The following is a 20,907-nucleotide window of genomic DNA, read 5'->3' on the forward strand; positions in this document are numbered from 1 at the left end:
TACAAGAAGCCCCCATCCAGCCCACTGCGTCCCCTATCCGCAGTGGGTTGGGTGGGGGCTTTTTTTGCAAGTAAGTCATGGCCGGGCATCATTGCTTCAACATTGCCCGCGCCCTTCGGTAGGATGTGCCTACGGTAACGGAGGCTTCCACCATGCTTATCGGCGTCTTGCTGGTCATCACCTGGCTCATCCTGCTGTTGCGCTACCCGGCCAAGGCCTTGCCGGTCTCCCTCGCGGCGTTCATCGGGCTGGGACTGGTCGCTGTGTGGGTGCTCTGGCAGGAGAGTCGCGAGACCCGGCAACTGGAGCGCCTGGAACTGCGCCTCAGCTATGCCCCCGGACAGTGCCCCGCCGACCGGCCGCTGTCCCTGACCCTGAAGAACAACAACGACGTGCCACTGCTGGAACTGCGCTGGCGGGTCGCGGCCTATGCACCTGGCGACACCATCAACCTGGCCGACAGCCCCTACGACGCACCACGCTACCGTGGCCCTGGCGAATTGCAGGCCGGCGCCGACTGGCAGGACTGCCTGCCCCTGCCGCCCCTGCGTCCGGGTTATCGCCCGCAAACCCTGGAGTTTCGCGCCGAGCGCTTGCACGGCAGCTTCTCCAACTGATTGCCTCCCCCCTTTTTTGCACAAGGAACGCGCCATGCCTGTTGCGTTGATCACCGGATGTTCCAGCGGCATTGGCCGCGCCCTCGCAGAGGCCTTCAAGGCCGCGGGTTATCAGGTCTGGGCCACGGCGCGCAAGGCTGAGGACGTGGCGACACTCGCCACGGCCGGGTTCACCGCCGTGCAACTGGACGTCAACGACGGCCAGGCGCTGGAGCGGTTGAGCGAACGGATCAACCAACAGCAGGGTGGCCTGGATGTGCTGGTCAACAATGCCGGCTACGGCGCCATGGGCCCGCTGCTGGATGGTGGCGTGCCGGCCATGCAACGTCAGTTCGAAACCAACGTGTTCGCCATCGTCGGGGTCACCCGGGCGCTGTTTCCGGTATTGCGTCGGGCCCGGGGGCTGGTGGTGAACATCGGCAGCGTGTCCGGGGTGCTGGTCACGCCGTTTGCCGGCGCCTACTGCGCCTCGAAGGCGGCGGTGCATGCCCTGAGCGATGCCTTGCGCATGGAACTGGCGCCGTTCGGCATCCGCGTGATGGAGGTCCAGCCTGGCGCGATCGCCTCCAGCTTCGCCAAGAATGCCGGCCACGAAGCCGAACAATTGATCAGCGAGCAATCGCCCTGGTGGCCCCTGCGCGAGGGCATCCGCGCCCGGGCCAAGGCGTCCCAGGACAACCCGACCCCGGCCCACGAATTCGCCGCCGCGCTGCTCAAGGCCGTACAACAACCCAAGCCGCCCCGCCTGCTGCGACTGGGCAATGGCAGCCGGGCGTTGCCGTTGATGGCTGGTTTGTTGCCAAAAGGGTTGCTGGAGAAGGGGTTGATGAAGCGGTTTGGGTTGGGCAAATCGCTGTAATCATCGCGAACTTGGCTTCTTGGCTTCTTGGCTGTTGTGGCGAGGGAGCTTGCTCCCGCTCGGCTGCGCAGCAGTCGTAACCCGGCTGGCACGGTTAATCCGTCGCACCGCAATGCCTGTTTTGGGGTGGCTTCGCCACCCAGCGGGAGCAAGCTCCCTCGCCACGGGTGAACGAGAGTTCCGGGGGCAACCGGAAAAAAGTGGGAGCGAGCTTGCTCGCGATGACGGTGGCATAGCCAACATCAGTTCAAGCTGGACCACGGCTATCGCGAGCAAGCTCCCACAGGTTTTTTTGGCTCACCATCACCCACAAGCAAGCCACTGGTCTCAACGCTTGTCGCGTGGTTCTACCACCACCGTGCAGGTCATCCCCGCCGCCAGCAGCACGCCGTCCGGCACCTCATCCAGATGAATGCGCACCGGCACCCGCTGGGCCAGGCGCACCCAGTTGAAGGTCGGGTTGACATCGGCGATCAGCTCGCGGCTTTCGGGGTTGTCGCGGTCGTAGATACCACGGGAGATGCTGTCCACATGCCCCTTGAGCACCTCTCCGCTCATCAACTGTAACTGCGCCGAATCGCCGACCCGCACCTTGGGCAACTTGGTCTCTTCGAAGAAGCCATAGACCCAGAACGAATGCATGTCCACCACGGCCATCTTCGCCTCACCGATGCGCGCATAGTCGCCACGGTGGACGTTGAGGTTAGTGACGTAGCCGTCCACCGCTGCGCGAACCTCGGTACGGGACAGGTTCAATTCGGCGGCTTCCAATTGCGCCTGGGCCTGCTGGTAATCGGCCAGGGCCGAGTCGGCGATGTTGCTGGCGTCGTCGCGATTTTCGCGGGAGATCACCAGGCTGTCCAGGTCGGCACGCCGATGGGCGTTGACCTTGCGCATTTCCCAAGTGGCCTTGCGCGACGCCACCAGGGAGCGCGCCTGCTTCACCGCGATGCGGTAATGCTCGGGGTCGATGCGCATCAGCAGGTCGCCCTTTTTCACCAACTGGTTGTCGCCCACCGGCACCTCGACCACCTCGCCGCTGACATCGGCGGCCACGTTGATGATGTCGGCCCGCACCCGGCCATCGCGGGTCCAGGGCGTGTTCATGTAATGGACCCACAGCGTACGGCCAATCCACAAGGCCAGACCCAGCACCAGCAGCGTCGCCAGCAGGCTGAAGAACTTTTTCATCGCATCGATCTCAACGGTAGACCGTCAGCGCCAGCGCGCCGAACAGACAAGTGAACAGACTCAGGCGCAACAACGCCGGGTGCCAGAAGAAGCGGTACAAATCCACCCCCGACAGGAAACGGTCCAAGGCCCAGGCCAGGCCGGCGGCGATGAAAAACATCAGGGTCATGGTGGGCATGTACACGCCATGGAAGGCGATCTCACGGGGCATGTTCAGGTTCCTGGGGAAGCGTGGCAGGCGGTATGACATAGCCGGCCAACGGCGATTGCGGGTCCAGCAGCGAGGTGCGGATGAAATGCAGGTAGCTTTTCACCCGACGCAGGGCCGAAGTGTCGAAATGCGGGGCGAAGGGTTCGTCGGTGGCCTGCACACGGCCAATGGCGTGGTCCACCGCCACCAGGGCACGCTCCAGATTGCTCGGGTTCGGTTGGCGGAACAGCCGCACCAGCGCCCGCCCCATCACCCGGATCGCCTGGCGCCACGGCTGGCTTTGTGCATAGGCCGGGTGCACTGGCAGGATCGCCTGTTCCTTGCGCAGTTCGATGATCGCGTGGCCGACTTCCAGCACCACGAACATCCAGCGCAGCAAGTCCCGTTGCACCCGAGGTTGCCCCGCTGCCAGCCCGTAGGCCTGATGCAACAAGTCGCGGGTACGACTCTCGAAACCCGAGGCCAGGCCCTTGAGCTTGCCACTGATGGCAAACACCACTTGCTCGCGCAGGTCCTGTTCCAGTCGGCGCCATAGCCAGCGACTGTTAGGCGGCAGAATAATCGCACCGGCCGCGGCGCACACCAGCATGCCGAGGATCATCGCGATGTAATCGTTGATGAAGGCGTAGGGGTTGTAGACCGTCAGGTTGTCCGGCACCGAGCCGGTGCAGAAAAAGATCAGTAGCCCCAGCCCGACCCCGGCGTATTGGGGGCGCGAACTGAGGAACGAGCCCAGCATGATCACCGGTGCCAGCATCATGCAGAGCAGCGGGAAACCATCGATCAACGGGAAGACGAAGAACATCTCGACGAAGCCGATCAACGCCCCGGCCAACGTGCCGCAGGCCATCTGGAAGGCCATGCGCTTGGGGTTCGGCGTCGCGGCCGACAAGCCCACCGTGGCGGCAGCGATCATCGTCATGGTTGCGCCGCTCGGCCAGGCGGTGGCGACCCAGTAGCCGCCCAGCAACAACAGGATGAAAGCAGCGCGAACCCCCGACGCCGTGGCGGCCAGCCAGTTGGTCTGCGGCACGAACGGCTCGTCCCAGCGTTCACGGTCATGGCGATGCTCGGCCAGGGACGCGTGGGTCTGAGCGTAGCCATGCAGGTCGTCGACGAAGCGATACAGCAGTTCATAGGCGGTATGGAAATCCAGCCGTTGCCCGTCGCTCGGCGCGGTGTCCTGGAAAACCGCCCGCAGCCGCCGCACCTGGGCCGGCAAATCGGCCTTGTACTCAGCCAGCGCCGCAGATAGACGGGCCGCATCGCCGTCGGTCAGGGCCCGGCCACTGAAGCCGTCCAACCGTTCGGCCAGGGTTTGCAAACCAGGCTTGATGGCATTGACGACATGACCCGCCGCGCTGCTGCGCAAGCGCTCAAGCAACTGGTGCAAGGCGTTGAAGCGAGTGGTGATGCCCATGAACTCGCTGTTCAAGCGACTGAGCCGACCGTTGCGCCGGCGCATGTGCGGGTCTTCGAACACGGTCACGCTACGCAGGCTTTCCAGGCCCACGGCCTCGGCAATGAAGCTCACGTTGCGCGCCTCGAACGCCTCTCGCTGGCTGCGTCCACGCAGGCCGTCGGTGACAAACAGGGCAAACACCCCGAAGCGCTGGTACAAGGCATTGCGCATGGCGGCACTGGCGGTTTGCGGCAGGATCGCGGCACTGACCAGGGTGGCGCAAAGAATCCCCAGGGAAATCTCCAGCACCCGCCAGACCGCCGCCATGAATGCACCTTCCGGATGGGCCAGGGCCGGCAGGCCGATCATCGCCGCGGTATAACCGGCCAGCACGAAACCATAGGCGCGGAAATTGCGATAACGCGCCGCCCCCGCCGAACAAAGGCCGACCCAGATCGCCAGGCAAACGAGGAATGGCCCAGTGTTCTGGGCAAACAAGGCGATCAGCGCCACCATCACCGCCGAGCCGGCCAGGGTGCCGAGGAAACGATAGAAACTCTTGGCGAACACCTGCCCACTCTGGGGTTGCATGACAATGAACACGGTAATCATGGCCGTGCGTGGTTGTGGCAATTCCAGGCGCATCGCCAGCCATAAGGTCAGGAACGCGGCCAACAGGACCTTGAAGATATAGACCCAGGTCACCCCGTCGCTACGGGCCCAGTCGAAAAAACCACGGCGCCATTCGAGACGGTACAGCCAGCGGGCAGGGGCGAATAAAGACATCACAATAGAACGACTCAGCATTGTGGCGAGGGAGCTTGCTCCCGCTTGGGTGCGCAGCACCCACTTTGCGGCGCGATTGGTGGGGCTGCTGCGCCGCCCCGCGGGGGCCAGCGCCCACGCCACAGGGGATGGGCCGAGGCAGGACTGTCGTTGCCGGCCTCAAGCCCGCCACCCAGCGCCGTCACCAGATCGGCATGGGCACTCAACCGGGCCGCCTGCACCTGCTGTTGCACCTGTTGCTGTTTGAACAACAGGCCTTGGGCGTTGAGCACGTTGAGGTAGTCGGTGAGCCCGCGCTGGAACGCCACCCTTGCGATCTCGTAGGTGCGCTGGGCGGCAGCCACCGATTCAGCCGCGAAGACCTGTTGCTTGTCCAGGGACTGGCGGCGGATCAACTGATCGGAAATGCCCTTGAGGGCATTCACCAGTGTCTGGTTGTAGTGCGCCACGGCGATGTCATAACCGGCGGCCGCCTCGCCCAATTGCGAACGCAGGCGCCCGCCGTCGAAAATCGGCAAAGTGATCGCCGGCCCGACGTTGTAGGTGAGTTTCTTGCCGGTCAGGAACTCCAGCGCCCCACCCCCGGTGGCCATGTAGCCGAGGCTCCCCACCAGATCGACGTTGGGATAAAAACCGGCCCGGGCCACATCGATGCCCCGGGCCTGGGCCGCCACTTGCCAACGCCCGGCCACCACATCCGGCCGCTGGCCAAGCAGTTCGGCGGGCAAGGCCGACGGCAGCTTCAAGGGCGCGCCGAGGACCAGGGTCGGGCGCTGCAACGGCGCGCCTGCGCCCGGCCCTTTGCCTGCCAGCGCCGCCAACTGATTGCGGCTCAAGGCGATGGCTTCGTCGAGGGCGTCGAGTTGGCGATGGGTCTCGGGCAGGGGCGCCTGGGCCTGGCTGACTTCAAACTGGGTGCCGATGCCGCCGTCCAGACGCTTTTGCGCCAGAGCGAGAATCTGCTCTTGTTGATGAAGCGTCGCGGCGACGATATCGCGCTGGGCATAGTGCAGTGAAAACTGGATGTAGGCGCGCACGATGTTGCTCTGCAACTCCAGTTGCGCCTGTCGTGCTTCAGCGACGCTCACGTGGGCCAAATCAACCGCCCGTTCGCTGGCATTACGCTCACGGCCCCACAGGTCCAGGGCGTAGCTCAAGCCCAGGGAAGCCTGGTTGTCCCAGGTCGTGGTGTCAGCCAACTCGCCCGGGCCGTAGAACTGATCGGTAGGCCAGTCATGGCGCTTGAGGGTCGCCTGGCCATTGATCTGCAGCGACTCGGCGGCTTCGGCAACACCGGCCATGGCCTTGGCCTGGCGCACCCGGGCGGCGGCCATGGCCAGGCTCGGGCTGCCCTGCACCGCCAGGTCGATCCAGCGATCCAATTGCCGATCACCGTAGGCTTGCCACCATTGGCCGGCGGGCCAGTGGGCATCGCGGGCGGCCTCGCGGATGGCGGCATCGGTTACCAGTTGGTTGGCCGGCACTACCTGGCCGTGTGGCGCAATGCCGCCTGTGCCGATGCAACCGCTGATGGTTAATGTCAGAACCCAAACACTGAGAGTCTTCAGCTCTCTGCTGATGCAACGCGGCACTGGCGCAAAATTCCTGAGAGGGGCACAACGACGAGGGTGGCTGTAACGCAAAATCTGTGGGAGCGAGCTTGCTCGCGATGGCGTCCGGACATTCACCTCAAAGGTTGAAGGTAATGGCCTCATCGCGAGCAAGCTCGCTCCCACAGGTGTTCGCCAAGGCCGGCTCCTGCTTTGGCGGCAATTCTATGCATCGCCCTCCCCGGCGATAAGCCGACCTTTCTGCGAATCTTTGTTACCGTTAACGCGATAATCCATTAGTCGGGTCCCGCATCTCTGTAACTTCATGTCACAATTTGCCACCTCCCAAGAGAGCCCTCCATGGACACCTTGCAAAACATGCGCGCGTTCAGCTGTGTGGCCGAAGCCGGCAGTTTCACCGCCGCCGCCGCGCAATTGGATACCACCACAGCCAACGTCTCGCGTGCGGTTTCCAACCTGGAAGCCCACCTGCAAACCCGTCTGCTCAACCGCACCACCCGACGCATTGCGTTGACCGAGGCGGGTAAACGCTACTTGCTGCGTTGCGAGCAGATCCTGGCGTATGTCGAAGAAGCGGAAGCCGAGGCCAGCGACGCCCATGCGCGACCGGCCGGGCAGTTGAAGGTCCACACCATGACCGGCATCGGCCAGCATTTCGTGATCGACGCCATCGCCCGCTACCGCAAGACTCATCCGGACGTGACCTTCGACCTGACCCTGGCCAACCGCGTGCCGGACATCCTCGACGAGGGCTACGACGTCTCCATCGTGCTCGCCAGCGAACTGCCGGATTCGGGCTTCGTTTCCCAACGCCTGGGAATCACCTACAGCATCGTCTGCGCGTCGCCCGCCTACGTGAAAGCCAGCGGCTGCCCGCAAAAACCCAGCGATCTGCTCAACCACGCCTGCCTGCGCCTGGTCAGCCCGGTCATTCCGCTGGAAAAATGGGTGTTCGACGGCCCGGAAGGCCAAGAGATGGTCACCATCAACAGCTCACCGTTCCTGGTGAATTCCGCCGATGCGATGAAAACCGCGATCACCAGTGGCATGGGCGTGGGGGTGCTGCCGGTGTACGCCGCCATCGAAGGCTTGCGCAACGGCACGCTGGTGCGGGTCATGCCCAACTACCGCTCCCAGGAACTGAACCTCTACGCCATCTACCCGTCGCGCCAATACCTGGACGCGAAGATCAAGACCTGGGTCGAATACCTGCGCGGCTCGTTGCCGGAAATCCTCGCGGCGCACCAGGCTGAACTGACGGCTTACGAATTGAGTGGCAGCCTGGCGGGCACACGGGTCGCGAACTGAAGTCGTGCCCCGTGCTCGAAGGATGACTTCAGCGCTTGCCCATTGAACGGCGCGTTCCAGGAGGCGCGGCGCCCGGAGTCTTGGTGTGGCCATTCTTTGCGCCATTCTTGTACCACGGCTGCTGGCCGGCGCCCTTGGCCGCAGCCAGTTCACCGGGTTTGAACGGGAATTTGAAGGCGGGGATCGCCGCTTTCACGTCCTCGCTGTTGGAAACATCGCTGTCCGTCTGGCCGGACGGTTCGCCTTGCGAGCGTTCGTCCGCGGGCGATGGTATTGAGGAAGTCATTTGAATTATTCACTTGAGTAGGACAACAAACCCGTGGCGAGGGAGCGTGCTCCCGCGTGAGTGCGAAGCGCTCACAGGGATGGGGGCGCGGCGCCGCCCACCCGGGGCCCGCACCCACGCCCCCACTCAATATGCCGGGCTCGGTAGGCGAGCCGCGAAAGGCGGCAGTATACCTGCCCGATATCCCGGCGCGCAGGCCAGTTTCATCCAACACGAACCACCGCCATCACGAGCAGGCTCGCTCCCACATTCAATCTTCAGTGGGCACAAAACTGATATCCAACACAGAGCCACTGTGGGAGCCGAGCTTGCTCGCGATGGGGCCAGCAAGCCCAACATCCATTCGTCCGACAGCAATCCAGGACAAAACTGACACGCCTGTCAGTTAGCCGTCACCTTCCTGACCGGCTCGCAACGCTATATAAGAAAGCTCAAACTCCTGCGTCCCGAACCGGCCCTTCATATCCATGCGCACCCAGAAGAAAACTATCCTGCTTGTCATGCTGTTGGTCGCCCTGGCGGCCCTGGCCCTCTGGTATGTGCTCAAGCCCGTGGCCGCCAAGCCCGGCGCCCCCGCCGCCGTTCCGGTACGGGCCGTCAGCGTGGTGCAAAAGGATGTGCCGCGCTTTGCCAGCGGCATCGGTACGGTCCTGTCGCTGCACAGCGTGGTGATCCGGCCGCAGATCGACGGCATCCTCACCCGGCTTCTGGTCAAGGAAGGGCAACTGGTCAAGAAGGGTGACCTGCTGGCGACCATCGATGACCGCTCGATCCGCACCAGCCTCGACCAGGCCCGTGCCCAGCTCGGCGAGAGCCAGGCGCAGTTGGCGGTGGCCCAGGTCAACCTCAAGCGCTACAAGTTGCTGAGCGTCGATGACGGCGTCTCGAAGCAGACCTATGACCAGCAACAGGCCCTGGTCAACCAGCTCAAGGCGACCGCCCAGGGCAACCAGGCGGCCATCGACTCGGCACAGGTGCAACTGTCCTACACCCAGATCCGCTCCCCGGTGAGCGGGCGCGTCGGCATTCGCAACGTAGACGAAGGCAACTTCCTGCGCACCAGCGATGCCGAAGGCCTGTTCACGGTGACCCAGATCGACCCGATCGCGGTGGAGTTCTCCCTGCCCCAACAAATGCTGCCGACCTTGCAACGGTTGATCGCCGCCCCTGAGCAAGCCTTGGTCAAGGCCTACATCGGTGCCGATGGCGCCACCGGGGAGCTGCTCGGCGAGGGGCGCCTGAGCCTCATCGATAACCAGATCAACGCCAACACCGGAACCCTGCGGGCCAAGGCCGAATTCAACAACGCCGCGCAACGACTGTGGCCTGGGCAACTGGTGACGCTGAAAATCCAGACGGCCATCGACAAGGACGCCCTGGTGGTGCCGCCCACCGTGGTCCAGCGCGGCCTGGAGCAACACTTCGTGTACCGGATCAAGGGCGACATGGTCGAGAGCGTGCCGGTGACGATGGTTTACCAGGACAGCGACCTGCACATCATCAAGGGGGTCAACGCCGGCGACCAACTGGTGAGCGACGGCCAGTCACGGCTCAAGCCGGGCAGCCACATCCAGGTGCTCAGTGATCCGCCCGCCCTGGCCAAGACTGCGGAGCCGCAACCATGAAGGGCCGCGGCTCGGTTTCGGCGTGGTGCATCGACCACCCCATCGCCACGGTGCTGCTGACATTTGCCCTGGTGCTGCTGGGGGTGATCGCCTTTCCTCGCCTGCCCGTCGCGCCGTTGCCGGAGGCGGAGTTCCCGACCATCCAGGTCAACGCCCAGTTGCCCGGGGCCAGTCCCGAAACCATGGCGTCGTCGGTGGCGACGCCGCTGGAAGTGCAATTCAGCGCCATTCCCGGCATCACCCAAATGACGTCCAGCAGTGCCCTGGGCTCGACCAACCTGATCCTGCAATTCAGCCTCGATAAAAGCATCGACACCGCCGCCCAGGAAGTGCAGGCCGCCATCAACACCGCCGCCGGCAAACTGCCCAACGACATGCCGAACCTGCCGACCTGGCGCAAGGTCAACCCCGCGGACAGCCCGGTGCTGATCCTCAGCATCAGCTCCAGCCTGATGCCCGGCACCGAACTGAGCGACTACGTCGAAACCCTGCTCTCCCGCCAGATCAGCCAGATCGACGGCGTCGGACAAATCTACATCACCGGCCAGCAACGCCCGGCGATCCGCGTCCAGGCCTCGGCCGACCGGCTCGCGGCCATCGGCCTGACCCTCGCGGACATTCGCCTGGCGCTGCAACAGGCCAGCCTCAACCTGGCCAAGGGCGCGCTGTACGGCGAGTCGAGCATTTCCACCCTGTCCACCAACGACCAGTTGTTCCAACCTGCCGAGTATGGCGAGCTGATCGTGTCCTACCGGGACGGGGCACCGATACACCTCAAGGACATCGCCAAGGTGGTCAACGGCTCGGAGAACGCCTACGTCCAGGCCTGGTCCGACAACGAGCCGGGGGTCAACCTGGTGATCTTCCGGCAACCGGGGGCGAACATCGTCGAGACCGTCGACCGCATCCAGGCGGCCCTGCCCACCTTGCAAGCGATGTTGCCCGCCGCGGTGCAGGTCAAAGTGTTGATCGACCGCACCCAGACCATCCGCGCCTCGTTGCATGAAGTGGAGATCACCTTGCTGATCGCGGTGCTGCTGGTGGTGGCGGTAATGGCGTTGTTCCTACGCCAGCTCTCGGCGACGTTGATCGTCTCGGCGGTGCTGGGGGTGTCGCTGATCGCCAGTTTCGCCTTGATGTACGTGATGGGGTTCAGCTTGAACAACCTGACCCTGGTGGCGATTGTCATCTCGGTGGGGTTCGTGGTGGACGATGCAATCGTGGTGGTGGAGAACATCCACCGGCACCTGGAGGCCGGCGATGGCATGCGCGAGGCGGCGATCAAGGGGGCCGGCGAGATTGGCTTCACCGTGGTCTCCATCAGTTTCTCGCTGATCGCCGCGTTCATTCCGCTGCTGTTCATGGGCGGCGTGGTCGGGCGTCTGTTCAAGGAGTTTGCCCTGACCGCCACCTCGACCATCCTGATTTCGGTGGTGGTGTCCCTCACATTGGCGCCGACCCTGGCCGCGCTGTTCATGCGTGCCCCGGTGCACCACGCCCACGGCTCGCCAGGGTTCGGCGAACGCTTGCTGGGCTGGTATGAACGCGGCCTGCGTCGGGCCCTCGCCCATCAAAAACTGATGATCGGCGTGTTCGGCCTGACCCTGGCACTGGCGGTGGTGGGCTATGTGTTCATTCCCAAGGGTTTTTTCCCGGTACAGGACACCGGCCTGGTGCTGGGCACCAGCGAAGCCGCCGCCGATGTGTCGTTCCCTGACATGGTGGCCAAGCACAAGGCCCTGGCCGAGATCGTCGCCGCCGACCCGGCGGTGCAGACCTTCTCCCACTCCGTCGGTGTCTCGGGCAACAACCAGACCATCGCCAACGGCCGCTTCTGGATCGCCCTCAAGCCCCGGGGCGAGCGTGACGTGTCGGCCAGTGGCTTCATCGACCGGATCCGCCCGCAATTGTTGAAAATCCCTGGCGTGGTGCTGTACCTCAGGGCCGGGCAGGACATCAACCTCAGCTCCGGCCCCAGTCGCGCCCAGTACCAATACGTGCTCAAGAGCAACGACGGGCCGAGCCTCAACGCCTGGACGCAAAAACTCACCGACAAGCTGCGCGGCAACCCGGCGTTCCGCGACATCTCCAACGACCTGCAACTGGGCGGCAGCATCACCCACATCAACATCGACCGCAGCGCGGCGGCGCGTTTCGGCCTCACCGCCACCGATGTCGACCAAGCCCTGTACGACGCCTTCGGCCAGCGGCAGATCAATGAATTCCAGACCGAGACCAACCAGTACAACGTGATCCTAGAGCTCGACACCGCGCAGCGGGGCAAGGCCGAAAGCCTGGCATATTTCTACCTGCGTTCGCCCTTGAGCGGGGAAATGGTGCCGCTCTCGGCCCTGGCCCGCTTCGATGCGCCGAGCAACGGCCCGCTGTCCATTGCCCACGACGGCATGTTCCCGGCCGCCAACCTGTCGTTCAACCTGGCGCCCGGCGTGGCCTTGGGAGACGCGGTGCGCCTGCTCGACCAGGCGAAGAACGAAATCGGCATGCCCGCCGCCATCACCGGTAATTTCCAGGGCGCGGCCCAGGCTTTCCAAAGTTCGCTGGCAAGCCAGCCATGGCTGATCCTCGCCGCGCTGGTGGCCGTCTACATCATCCTCGGCGTGCTCTACGAGAGTTTCGTACACCCGTTGACGATCATTTCTACCCTGCCCTCGGCTGGCCTCGGCGCGCTGATCATGCTCTGGCTGCTGGGCCAGGACTTTTCGATCATGGCGCTGATCGGGCTGGTGCTGCTGATCGGGATCGTCAAGAAGAACGGCATCCTGATGATCGACTTCGCCCTCGACGCCCAACGCAACAGAGGGCTGGCGCCCCAGGAGGCGATTTTCCAGGCGTGCCTGACACGCTTCCGTCCGATCATGATGACCACCCTGGCCGCCCTGCTCGGTGCGCTGCCGCTGATGCTCGGCTATGGCGCCGGCGCGGAACTGCGCCAGCCCCTGGGCATCGCGGTGGTGGGCGGCCTGCTGGTGAGCCAGGCGCTGACGCTGTTCACCACACCGGTCATATACTTGTGGCTCGAGCGCCTGTTCCATCGGCCTGCCCATCAGCCAGGGTCGGCGCCGACGGCGGCGCTGGCAAGCACAGACCACTGAGGCGGAGCCATGCGCGTTCTGATCATCGAAGACGAAGAAAAAACCGCGGACTACCTGCACCGCGGCCTGACCGAACAGGGCTACACCGTGGACGTGGCGCCGGACGGCATCGAGGGGCTGCACCTGGCCCTGGAAACCGACTATGCGGTGATCGTGCTCGACGTGATGCTGCCGGGCCTGGACGGCTTCGGCGTGCTCCGGGCCTTGCGCGCCCGCAAGCAGACGCCGGTGATCATGCTCACCGCCCGGGAACGGGTCGAGGACCGCATCAAGGGGCTGCGCGACGGCGCCGACGACTACCTGGGCAAGCCCTTTTCTTTCCTGGAACTGGTGGCCCGCCTGCAAGCCCTGACCCGCCGCAGTGGCGGCCATGAACCAGTGCAGGTGAGCATCGCCGACCTGTGGATCGATCTGATCAGCCGCAAGGCCACACGCGCCGGCCAGCGCCTGGACCTGACCGCCAAGGAGTTCTCCCTGCTCAGTGTCCTGGCCCGCCGCCAGGGCGAAATCCTTTCGAAGACCGCCATTGCCGAAATGGTCTGGGACATCAACTTCGACAGTGACGCCAACGTGGTGGAAGTGGCGATCAAACGCTTGCGGGCCAAGCTCGACGGGCCATTCGAGCAGAAGTTGCTGCACACCATTCGCGGCATGGGTTATGTGCTGGAGAATCGCGGCAATGAAATTGCCTGACAGCATCGCCCTGCGCCTCAGCGGCCTGTTCACGCTGGTGGCGGCATTGGTGTTCCTGTTGATCGGTGGCGCTTTGTATCAACAAGTCGCCAAAGGCCTGGGCCTGTTGCCCGAAGCCGAGCTCGATGCCCGCTACAGTGTCCTGGAGTCTACTGTCGGTCGCTATGGCACGCCTGAACACTGGGTGAAGATCAACAACAAGCTGCGATTGCTCGGCGAGGAAGACAAGCGCATCCATTTCTGGATCGTCAGTGACGATCCGCGCTTTGAGTACGGCGATCCCGATGGGCAGATCCGCACCTTTGCCCAAGGTCCCCTGGGTAAACGCGACCTGACGTTGCCCCATCGACACTATCCGATGAAAGTCCTGGTGAGCCAGTTCCCGGCCAAGGACCAACGCCCGCCGCTGCGCTTCATGATTGGCATCGACACCGAGACCTTCTACCAGACCCAGCATCGCCTGTTGGTGGCGCTGGTGAGCCTGGCGATTGTCGGCGTGCTCCTGGCTTCGTTGCTGGGCTATTGGGTCGCGCGCATCGGCCTCAAGCCGCTGATCAAGCTTTCCGATGAAGCCCAACGCCTGACCCCGCCCCGCCTGTCCGGGCGCTTGCAACTGTCGCCCTTGCCGCCGGAACTGAACCAGTTCGTCAGTTCCTTCAACGCCACTCTGGACCGGGTCGAACAGGCTTACTCACGGTTGGAGTCGTTCAACGCCGACGTCGCCCATGAACTGCGCTCGCCATTGACCAACCTGATCGGCCAGACCCAGGTGGCGCTGACCCGCGGACGCTCGGCCGAACATTACTTCGAAGTGCTGCAATCGAATCTCGAGGAGTTGGAGCGGCTGCGCTCGATCATCAACGACATGCTGTTCCTGGCCAGCGCCGACCAGGGCAGCAAGGCCACCAAGTTGACCAGCACCTCCCTGGCCAGCGAAGTGGCAACCACCCTAGATTACCTGGACTTCATTCTGGAGGACGCCCAGGTCCAGGTCCGGGTCAGCGGCGATGCCCAGGCCAACATCGAGATCGCCCACCTGCGCCGGGCGCTGATCAACCTGCTGAGCAACGCCGTGCAGCACACGGCGCCCGGTCAAGTGATCGATGTGCGCATCGAAGCCCTTGGCGAGCAGATCTGCCTCGCCGTCACCAACCCCGGCGACCCGATTGCCGGCGAACATCTGCCGCGCCTGTTCGAACGCTTCTATCGCGTCGATGCCTCGCGCAGCAACAGCGGCGCCAACCATGGGCTGGGGCTGGCCATCGTCAAGGCCATCGCACTGATGCATGGTGGCGATGTTTTTGTGCACAGCGACCAGGGCGCCAACACGTTCGGGATCCGCTTGCCAGCCTGACACCGCCACAAGGTCCGGTGTTTTCCAGTTGAATGCTGGGCGAAAGCCAACTGAATCAAAATCAACAGATCGCCACCTTCGGCAGCGCGTACCAGATATTGCGCAAACACTGATTGCCCGCTCTCATCGATCCAAGCACAATCAGCAAAAGGCCAGCATCTGGTTCATTTGCCGGTTTGCAATCCTTTGGGACGGATCCCAACCCTATGACAATGCAGACATTCGGAACCATGAGCGCGCGCAGTGCGACACCCGGCAACACCCCGTCTTCGATACGTTCGGAACGGGTACTCGTACTGGCCAGCTCGCTGGTTGTCATTGCCATCCTGAGTATCGTGACGTTCCTGTTGATTCGCGAACACGCGACGGCCCAGCAGGCGGCCACACGCGCGGCGAACAATATCGTGCAACTGATCGATGCCGACGTGCTGCGCAACGTCGAACTCTACGACCTTTCGCTACAAGGCTTGATCGCCACGGCAAAACGCGACGACCTGAAAGACGTTTCGCCAACGATCCGCCACCTGGCCCTGTTCGACCGCGCCACCACCGTTCCCTATAAAGGCGACATCCTGCTGCTCGACAAGCGGGGCGATGTGATCGCCGATTCCGCCTCGGTCGAACCGCGCAAAGGCAACTACGCCGACCGGGAGTATTTCCAGTCCCATGTCCAGAACCCGACTCCGGACATGATGATCAGTCGCCCGTTCCGTTCCAGGAGTGCCACCAAGGATTGGCGCATCAGCTTCAGCTATCGACTGAGCGATGACCAGGGCGAGTTCATGGGCGTGGCCGAAGCCGCGATGCGCCTGAACTACTTCAGCCAGTTGTTCAAGAGCCTGAACATCGGCCATGGGACGGTCAACCTGGTCAGCCGCGATGGAATCCTGCTGGCCCAGGAACCGCCCCTGGCTGACGACATGATTGGCAAGGACTTCAGCAACCGACCGAATTTCGTACGTATCCTGCGCGAGGGCAACGGCAGTTTTACCAGCATATCCAGTGTCGATCAGACACAGCGCCTATACACCTTTTCCCAGGTAGGCAACCTGCCACTGATCGTCGTGGTAGCGCTCTCCTCCCGAGAGGTCTTCGCGTCCTGGCAGCGCACGGCATTGCTGGTCAGTGGCGCCACCGGTGCGCTGTGCATCGGTTTGCTCTGGCTCACCTGGCTGCTGCGCCGGGAATTGCGCCGCCGCCACAATGCCGAACGGGAACTGGCACAACTGGCCTCTACCGACGCCCTCACAGGCCTGGCCAACCGGCGAACCCTGGACGAAACGTTGCAGCAGGAGTGGTTGCGTGCGCAACGTTCGGGTCAACCGTTGTCTGTGTTGATGATCGATGCCGATCACTTCAAGGCGTTCAACGATCGCCATGGTCATCAACAGGGTGACGAGGCCCTGCGGGCCTTGGCGCAGTTGATCGGCCAGCATGTGCGACGCCCCGCCGACCTGGCGGCGCGTTATGGCGGTGAAGAGTTCTCGGTGATTCTGCCGGAGACCACCACTGCGGGCGCCTTTACCATGGCCCAGAACATTCGCGACGCGGTTGAACAATTACCGCCGGTGTCCGAGGGGGGAGCACCCATGACGGTAAGTATTGGCATCGCTACTTGGCTGAATGGGCCATATGGTGAGCTTTCGCAACTTTTGTTCGCTGCGGATAAGGCGCTGTACCAGGCGAAGGCCAGTGGGCGAAATCGTGTGGTTTGTGCGATGTAAAGCCGTTTTTTGGGGGCTGGTTCTTGAGGGGACCGCGTTCCTCCTGTGGGAGCTCTGTGTTGGGCATAAATTTTGTGCCCACTGAAGATTGAATGTGGGAGCGAGCCTGCTCGCGAAGGCGGTGCTTCAGTCGGCAAACATGTTGGATGTGCGGGCCTCATCGCGAGCAAGCTCGCTCCCACATGGGTGCTGTGTTGGATATGAATTTTGTGTCCGCTGAAAACCGAGTGTGGGAGCGAGCTTGCTCGCGATGGCGGTACTTCAGTCGGCAAACATGTTGGATGTGCCGGCCTCATCGCGAGCAAGCTCGCTCCCACAGGGGTTCTGGGTTGGATATGAATTTTGTGTCCACTGAAGACCGAATGTGGGAGCGAGCTTGCTCGCGAAGGCGGTGCTTCAGTCGGCAAACATGTTGGATGTGCCGGCCTCATCGCGAGCAAGCTCGGGGAGGACGTTGATCTCGGGCGCCCCGTTAGTTACCACAGCAACGGAACACACACCAAAAAGATACACACCCAAAAGCAACCATAAAAAAAGGCCACCCAAAGGCAGCCTTCAAAAACTAGAGAGGTTTTTTTGCTTACACGGCCGCGACAGGACGCATGTAAGAGATTGGTGCGGTGCTGGCGTCTTCGAACGTCACGACTTCCCAAGCATCTTTCTGCTCAATCAACTTGCGCAGCAGCTGGTTGTTCAGTGCGTGGCCGGACTTGAAGCCCTTGAACTCACCAATCAAGCTATTGCCCAGCAGGTAGAGGTCGCCGATTGCATCGAGGATCTTGTGCTTGACGAATTCGTCTTCATAGCGAAGACCGTCTTCGTTCAATACACCATCGGAATCGACCACGATCGCGTTTTCAACACTGCCGCCGAGTGCGAGGTTGTGCTTGCGCAGGTACTCGATATCACTCATGAAACCAAAGGTACGGGCGCGGCTGACTTCTTTCACGAACGAAGTGCTGGAAAAATCCACGCTTGCACTCTGGGTGCGGTCACGGAAAACCGGGTGATCGAAATCGATCTCGAAGCTCACCTTGAAACCCTCGAAAGGGACGAAAGTGGCGCGCTTGTCGCCGTCTTCCACTGTCACTTCCCGCAGGATGCGGATGAACTTCTTGGCTGCGTCCTGCTCTTCCAGGCCAGCCGATTGAATCAGGAATACAAAGGGTCCGGCGCTGCCATCCATGATCGGGACTTCGGACGCGGAGAGCTCGACGTAGGCGTTATCGATGCCCAGGCCAGCCATGGCCGAGAGCAAATGCTCCACCGTGTCCACTTTGACGTCACCGTTGACCAGTGTGGTCGACATAGTGGTTTCACCAACGTTTTCCGCGCGAGCAGGAATCTGCACCACAGGGTCGAGGTCGGCACGACAAAACACGATGCCGGTGTCGACAGGCGCGGGCTTGAGGGTCAGGTAGACCTTCTCGCCGGAGTGCAGACCGACACCTGTGGCACGGATAATATTCTTCAGGGTGCGTTGTTTAATCATGGCATGGGCCGCTTCAGCGCAAATTGCGAACTGGTATCAACAAAGGCTGGCGATGATAGCAGACCAGACCTTTGCTGAACACCAATCACCTGTATCCCCCTGATACATTTCATCAATCGGCCTGACGACGCAGGAAAGCCGGGATGTCCAGGTAATCCAGATCGTCTTGCGGATTCATCTTCGCGGCAGTCGCAGCACCGGCCTGGGCCTGGTTGCGCATGACGGTCGGACGGTCCAGGTCACGGTAGTTCACCGCAGGCGCTTCCTGACGCGAAGCCGCTTGTTGTTGCGGTTGCGAAGCCATGGAAGTGTGAACGGTGTTGTCGATGACCTTCACGGGCTTCTCGATTTTCGCGCCCAGGCCCGTGGCAACCACGGTCACGTGCAACTCGTCGCGCATGTCCGGATCGATAACGGTACCGACCTTGACCATCGCGTGCTCGGAAGCGAAGGCTTCGATGATGCTACCCACGTCGGAGTACTCACCCAGGGACAGGTCAGGACCGGCGGTGATGTTCACCAGGATGCCGCGTGCACCTTGCAGGTTCACGTCTTCGAGCAACGGGTTGCGAATGGCCGCTTCGGTGGCCTCGCGTGCACGGTTCGGACCGCTGGCGCAGCCAGTGCCCATCATCGCCATGCCCATTTCGCTCATAACTGTCCGTACGTCGGCAAAGTCGACGTTGATCATGCCTGGACGCTTGATGATGTCGGAGATACCGCGAACGGCACCGGCCAGTACGTCGTCAGCCTTGGCGAAAGCCGACAGCAGGCTTGCATCTTTACCCAGGATGGTCAGCAGCTTCTCGTTGGGAATGGTGATCAACGAGTCAACGCTTTCAGACAGCAGACGGATACCTTCGTCGGCGATCTGCATACGCTTGCGGCCTTCGAACGGGAACGGACGAGTCACCACCGCAACGGTGAGGATCCCCATTTCCTTGGCCACTTCGGCGATGATCGGTGCAGCACCAGTACCGGTACCGCCGCCCATGCCGGTGGTGATGAACACCATGTTGGTGCCTTGCAGGACTTCAGCGATGCGCTCACGGTCTTCGAGCGCGGCCTGACGACCGACTTCCGGGTTGGCGCCGGCGCCGAGGCCTTTGGTTACGCCAGTGCCCAATTGCAGGATGGTCCGCGCGCCGATGGATTTCAGCGCCTGGGCATCAGTGTTGGCGCAGATGAACTCGACGCCTTCGATGTTGCTCTTGACCATGTGGTTGACAGCGTTGCCGCCGCCACCGCCGACACCGATTACTTTGATAACCGGGCTAGCGGGGATGTTGTCTACGAGTTCGAACATGTTCCCTCTCCTTTCATTCTCTAGTTTTTTCGCCTACTGCGTTTGCTGCGTCTTCCAGCGCCAAGCCTGAAACCTGCCGCGTGAAGCTTTGAAACTGTTAGAAATTGCCCTTGACCCAAGCCTGGAGACGCTCGAACAGCGGTGCCTTAGGCTCGTCGCTGCTGTAGCTGTCGCGACTTCCAATGCCCGAGAACGAGATCCCGTCGGACTGTTTTTGCAGGCCGTACATCAACAGGCCCACGCCGGTGGAATAGATCGGGTTACGGACCACGTCATCCAGGCCCTTGACGCCATGGGGCACGCCCAGGCGCACCGGCATGTGGAAAATCTCCTCGGCCAGCTCGACCGCGCCTTCCATCTTCGACGTACCGCCGGTCAGCACGATGCCGGCCGGGATCAGGTCTTCGTAGCCACTGCGACGCAGCTCGGCCTGGATCAGCGTGAACAGCTCGTCGTAACGCGGCTCGACCACTTCGGCCAGGGCCTGGCGCGACAGTTCGCGCGGTGGACGGTCGCCGACGCTTGGCACCTTGATGGTTTCACCGGCACCGGCCAGTTTCGCCAGGGCACAGGCGTAGCGGATCTTGATTTCCTCGGCGTACTGGGTCGGGGTGCGCAACGCCATGGCGATGTCGTTGGTCACCTGGTCGCCGGCAATCGGGATCACGGCCGTGTGGCGGATCGCGCCTTCGGTGAAGATCGCGATGTCAGTGGTGCCGCCGCCGATGTCCACCAGGCACACGCCCAGCTCTTTCTCGTCGTCGGTCAGCACCGAGTAGGCCGAGGCCAGTTGCTCGAGGATGATGTCGTCGATTTCCAGGCCGCAGCGGCGCACGCACTTCTCGATGTTCTGCGCGGCGTTCACCGCGCAGGTCACCACGTGGACCTTGGCTTCCAGGCGCACGCCAGACATGCCCAGGGGCTCGCGCACGCCTTCCTGGTTATCGATCACGTAATCCTGCGGCAGGGTGTGCAGCACACGCTGGTCGGCCGGGATTGCCACGGCCTGGGCCGCGTCGAGAACGCGCTCGAGGTCGGCGGAGCTGACTTCGCGATCACGAATCGCCACGATGCCGTGGGAGTTCAGGCTGCGAATGTGATTGCCCGCCACGCCAACGAACGCCGAGTGGATCCGGCAACCGGCCATCAGTTGCGCCTCTTCGATGGCGCGCTGGATCGATTGCACGGTGGACTCGATGTTCACCACCACGCCTTTCTTCAAGCCGCGGGACGGGTGTGTACCGATCCCGACGATGACCAGCGTGCCGTCGTCCGCGACTTCGCCTACCAGCGCCACCACCTTGGAAGTGCCGATATCGAGACCGACGATCATTTTCCCGCTTTGCACGTTTGCCATGGGTCCTGCCTC

Annotated in this window: 16 protein-coding genes; 8 read left to right on the forward strand and 8 right to left on the reverse strand. The window is 62.7% G+C overall.

Annotation, left to right across the window (positions count from 1 at the left end; translation table 11 throughout):
• The first annotated feature begins 152 nt into the window (after nucleotides 1-152).
• Entirely contained in the window at nucleotides 153-617 is a 465-nt protein-coding gene (locus ACIPQ1_RS15450; RefSeq protein ID WP_446534402.1) for a multidrug transporter, read from the forward strand.
• Between the two features lie 34 nt (nucleotides 618-651).
• Entirely contained in the window at nucleotides 652-1,476 is an 825-nt protein-coding gene (locus tag ACIPQ1_RS15455; protein WP_411385561.1) for an SDR family oxidoreductase, read from the forward strand.
• A 327-nt stretch (nucleotides 1,477-1,803) separates the two neighbouring features.
• Here ACIPQ1_RS15455 and ACIPQ1_RS15460 read toward each other — a convergent pair whose 3' ends face one another.
• From ACIPQ1_RS15460 to ACIPQ1_RS15475, 4 genes are read right to left on the reverse strand one after another with little or no spacing between them, the layout of a single operon-like run.
• A complete protein-coding gene (locus ACIPQ1_RS15460; protein WP_250962871.1) occupies nucleotides 1,804-2,667 on the reverse strand; it encodes an efflux RND transporter periplasmic adaptor subunit in 864 nt (287 codons plus the stop codon).
• A gap of 10 nt (nucleotides 2,668-2,677) precedes the next feature.
• Entirely contained in the window at nucleotides 2,678-2,878 is a 201-nt protein-coding gene (locus ACIPQ1_RS15465) for a DUF1656 domain-containing protein (RefSeq protein ID WP_250962872.1), read from the reverse strand.
• Nucleotides 2,868-5,069 (reverse strand): FUSC family protein, encoded by a 2,202-nt coding sequence (locus ACIPQ1_RS15470; RefSeq protein ID WP_446534403.1) that lies wholly within the window; start codon nucleotides 5,067-5,069, stop codon nucleotides 2,868-2,870. The genes ACIPQ1_RS15465 and ACIPQ1_RS15470 overlap by 11 nt, the downstream gene beginning before the upstream one ends.
• A gap of 11 nt (nucleotides 5,070-5,080) precedes the next feature.
• Nucleotides 5,081-6,658 (reverse strand): efflux transporter outer membrane subunit, encoded by a 1,578-nt coding sequence (locus tag ACIPQ1_RS15475; protein ID WP_446534404.1) that lies wholly within the window; start codon nucleotides 6,656-6,658, stop codon nucleotides 5,081-5,083.
• Between the two features lie 318 nt (nucleotides 6,659-6,976).
• On the opposite strand from ACIPQ1_RS15475, the gene ACIPQ1_RS15480 reads away from it, so the two are divergent.
• Nucleotides 6,977-7,945 carry a LysR family transcriptional regulator gene (locus tag ACIPQ1_RS15480; RefSeq protein ID WP_186705135.1) on the forward strand — a complete coding sequence of 323 codons (969 nt, stop codon included), beginning with the start codon at nucleotides 6,977-6,979 and terminating at the stop codon, nucleotides 7,943-7,945.
• 28 nt (nucleotides 7,946-7,973) lie between these two features.
• On the opposite strand, the gene ACIPQ1_RS15485 is transcribed toward ACIPQ1_RS15480, so the two are convergent.
• On the reverse strand, nucleotides 7,974-8,231 hold the full coding sequence (locus ACIPQ1_RS15485) for a hypothetical protein (protein WP_250962875.1): 258 nt from the start codon (nucleotides 8,229-8,231) through the stop codon (nucleotides 7,974-7,976).
• Nucleotides 8,232-8,698: 467 nt separating this feature from the next.
• Here ACIPQ1_RS15485 and ACIPQ1_RS15490 point away from each other — a divergent pair, with 467 nt between their 5' ends.
• From ACIPQ1_RS15490 to ACIPQ1_RS15510, 5 genes are all read left to right on the forward strand, one after another.
• The gene (locus tag ACIPQ1_RS15490) at nucleotides 8,699-9,856 is read left to right on the forward strand and encodes an efflux RND transporter periplasmic adaptor subunit (RefSeq protein ID WP_446534405.1); all 1,158 of its coding nucleotides are present in this window, start codon (nucleotides 8,699-8,701) and stop codon (nucleotides 9,854-9,856) included.
• The gene (locus ACIPQ1_RS15495) at nucleotides 9,853-12,969 is read left to right on the forward strand and encodes a multidrug efflux RND transporter permease subunit (RefSeq protein ID WP_446534406.1); all 3,117 of its coding nucleotides are present in this window, start codon (nucleotides 9,853-9,855) and stop codon (nucleotides 12,967-12,969) included. Before ACIPQ1_RS15490 ends, ACIPQ1_RS15495 begins: the two co-directional genes overlap by 4 nt.
• 9 nt (nucleotides 12,970-12,978) lie before the next feature.
• Nucleotides 12,979-13,662 carry a heavy metal response regulator transcription factor gene (locus tag ACIPQ1_RS15500; RefSeq protein ID WP_186705131.1) on the forward strand — a complete coding sequence of 228 codons (684 nt, stop codon included), beginning with the start codon at nucleotides 12,979-12,981 and terminating at the stop codon, nucleotides 13,660-13,662.
• Nucleotides 13,649-15,016 (forward strand): heavy metal sensor histidine kinase, encoded by a 1,368-nt coding sequence (locus ACIPQ1_RS15505; protein WP_186705130.1) that lies wholly within the window; start codon nucleotides 13,649-13,651, stop codon nucleotides 15,014-15,016. Before ACIPQ1_RS15500 ends, ACIPQ1_RS15505 begins: the two co-directional genes overlap by 14 nt.
• 230 nt (nucleotides 15,017-15,246) lie before the next feature.
• On the forward strand, nucleotides 15,247-16,740 hold the full coding sequence (locus tag ACIPQ1_RS15510; protein ID WP_411387552.1) for a sensor domain-containing diguanylate cyclase: 1,494 nt from the start codon (nucleotides 15,247-15,249) through the stop codon (nucleotides 16,738-16,740).
• A 580-nt stretch (nucleotides 16,741-17,320) separates the two neighbouring features.
• Here ACIPQ1_RS15510 and lpxC read toward each other — a convergent pair.
• The 3 genes from lpxC to ftsA all read right to left on the reverse strand — a co-directional run bounded on the left by lpxC (nucleotide 17,321) and on the right by ftsA (nucleotide 20,895).
• Nucleotides 17,321-18,232, reverse strand: coding sequence for a UDP-3-O-acyl-N-acetylglucosamine deacetylase (gene lpxC / locus ACIPQ1_RS15515; RefSeq protein ID WP_095106092.1), 912 nt, complete (start codon nucleotides 18,230-18,232; stop codon nucleotides 17,321-17,323).
• Between the two features lie 112 nt (nucleotides 18,233-18,344).
• Nucleotides 18,345-19,538: a cell division protein FtsZ gene (gene ftsZ, locus ACIPQ1_RS15520; RefSeq protein WP_411385564.1), complete on the reverse strand. Its 1,194-nt coding sequence runs from the start codon at nucleotides 19,536-19,538 to the stop codon at nucleotides 18,345-18,347.
• Nucleotides 19,539-19,635: 97 nt separating this feature from the next.
• Entirely contained in the window at nucleotides 19,636-20,895 is a 1,260-nt protein-coding gene (gene ftsA, locus ACIPQ1_RS15525; RefSeq protein ID WP_003205342.1) for a cell division protein FtsA, read from the reverse strand.
• Nucleotides 20,896-20,907: the final 12 nt, after the last annotated feature.

This window comes from Pseudomonas sp. LARHCG127, from assembly GCF_052871455.1.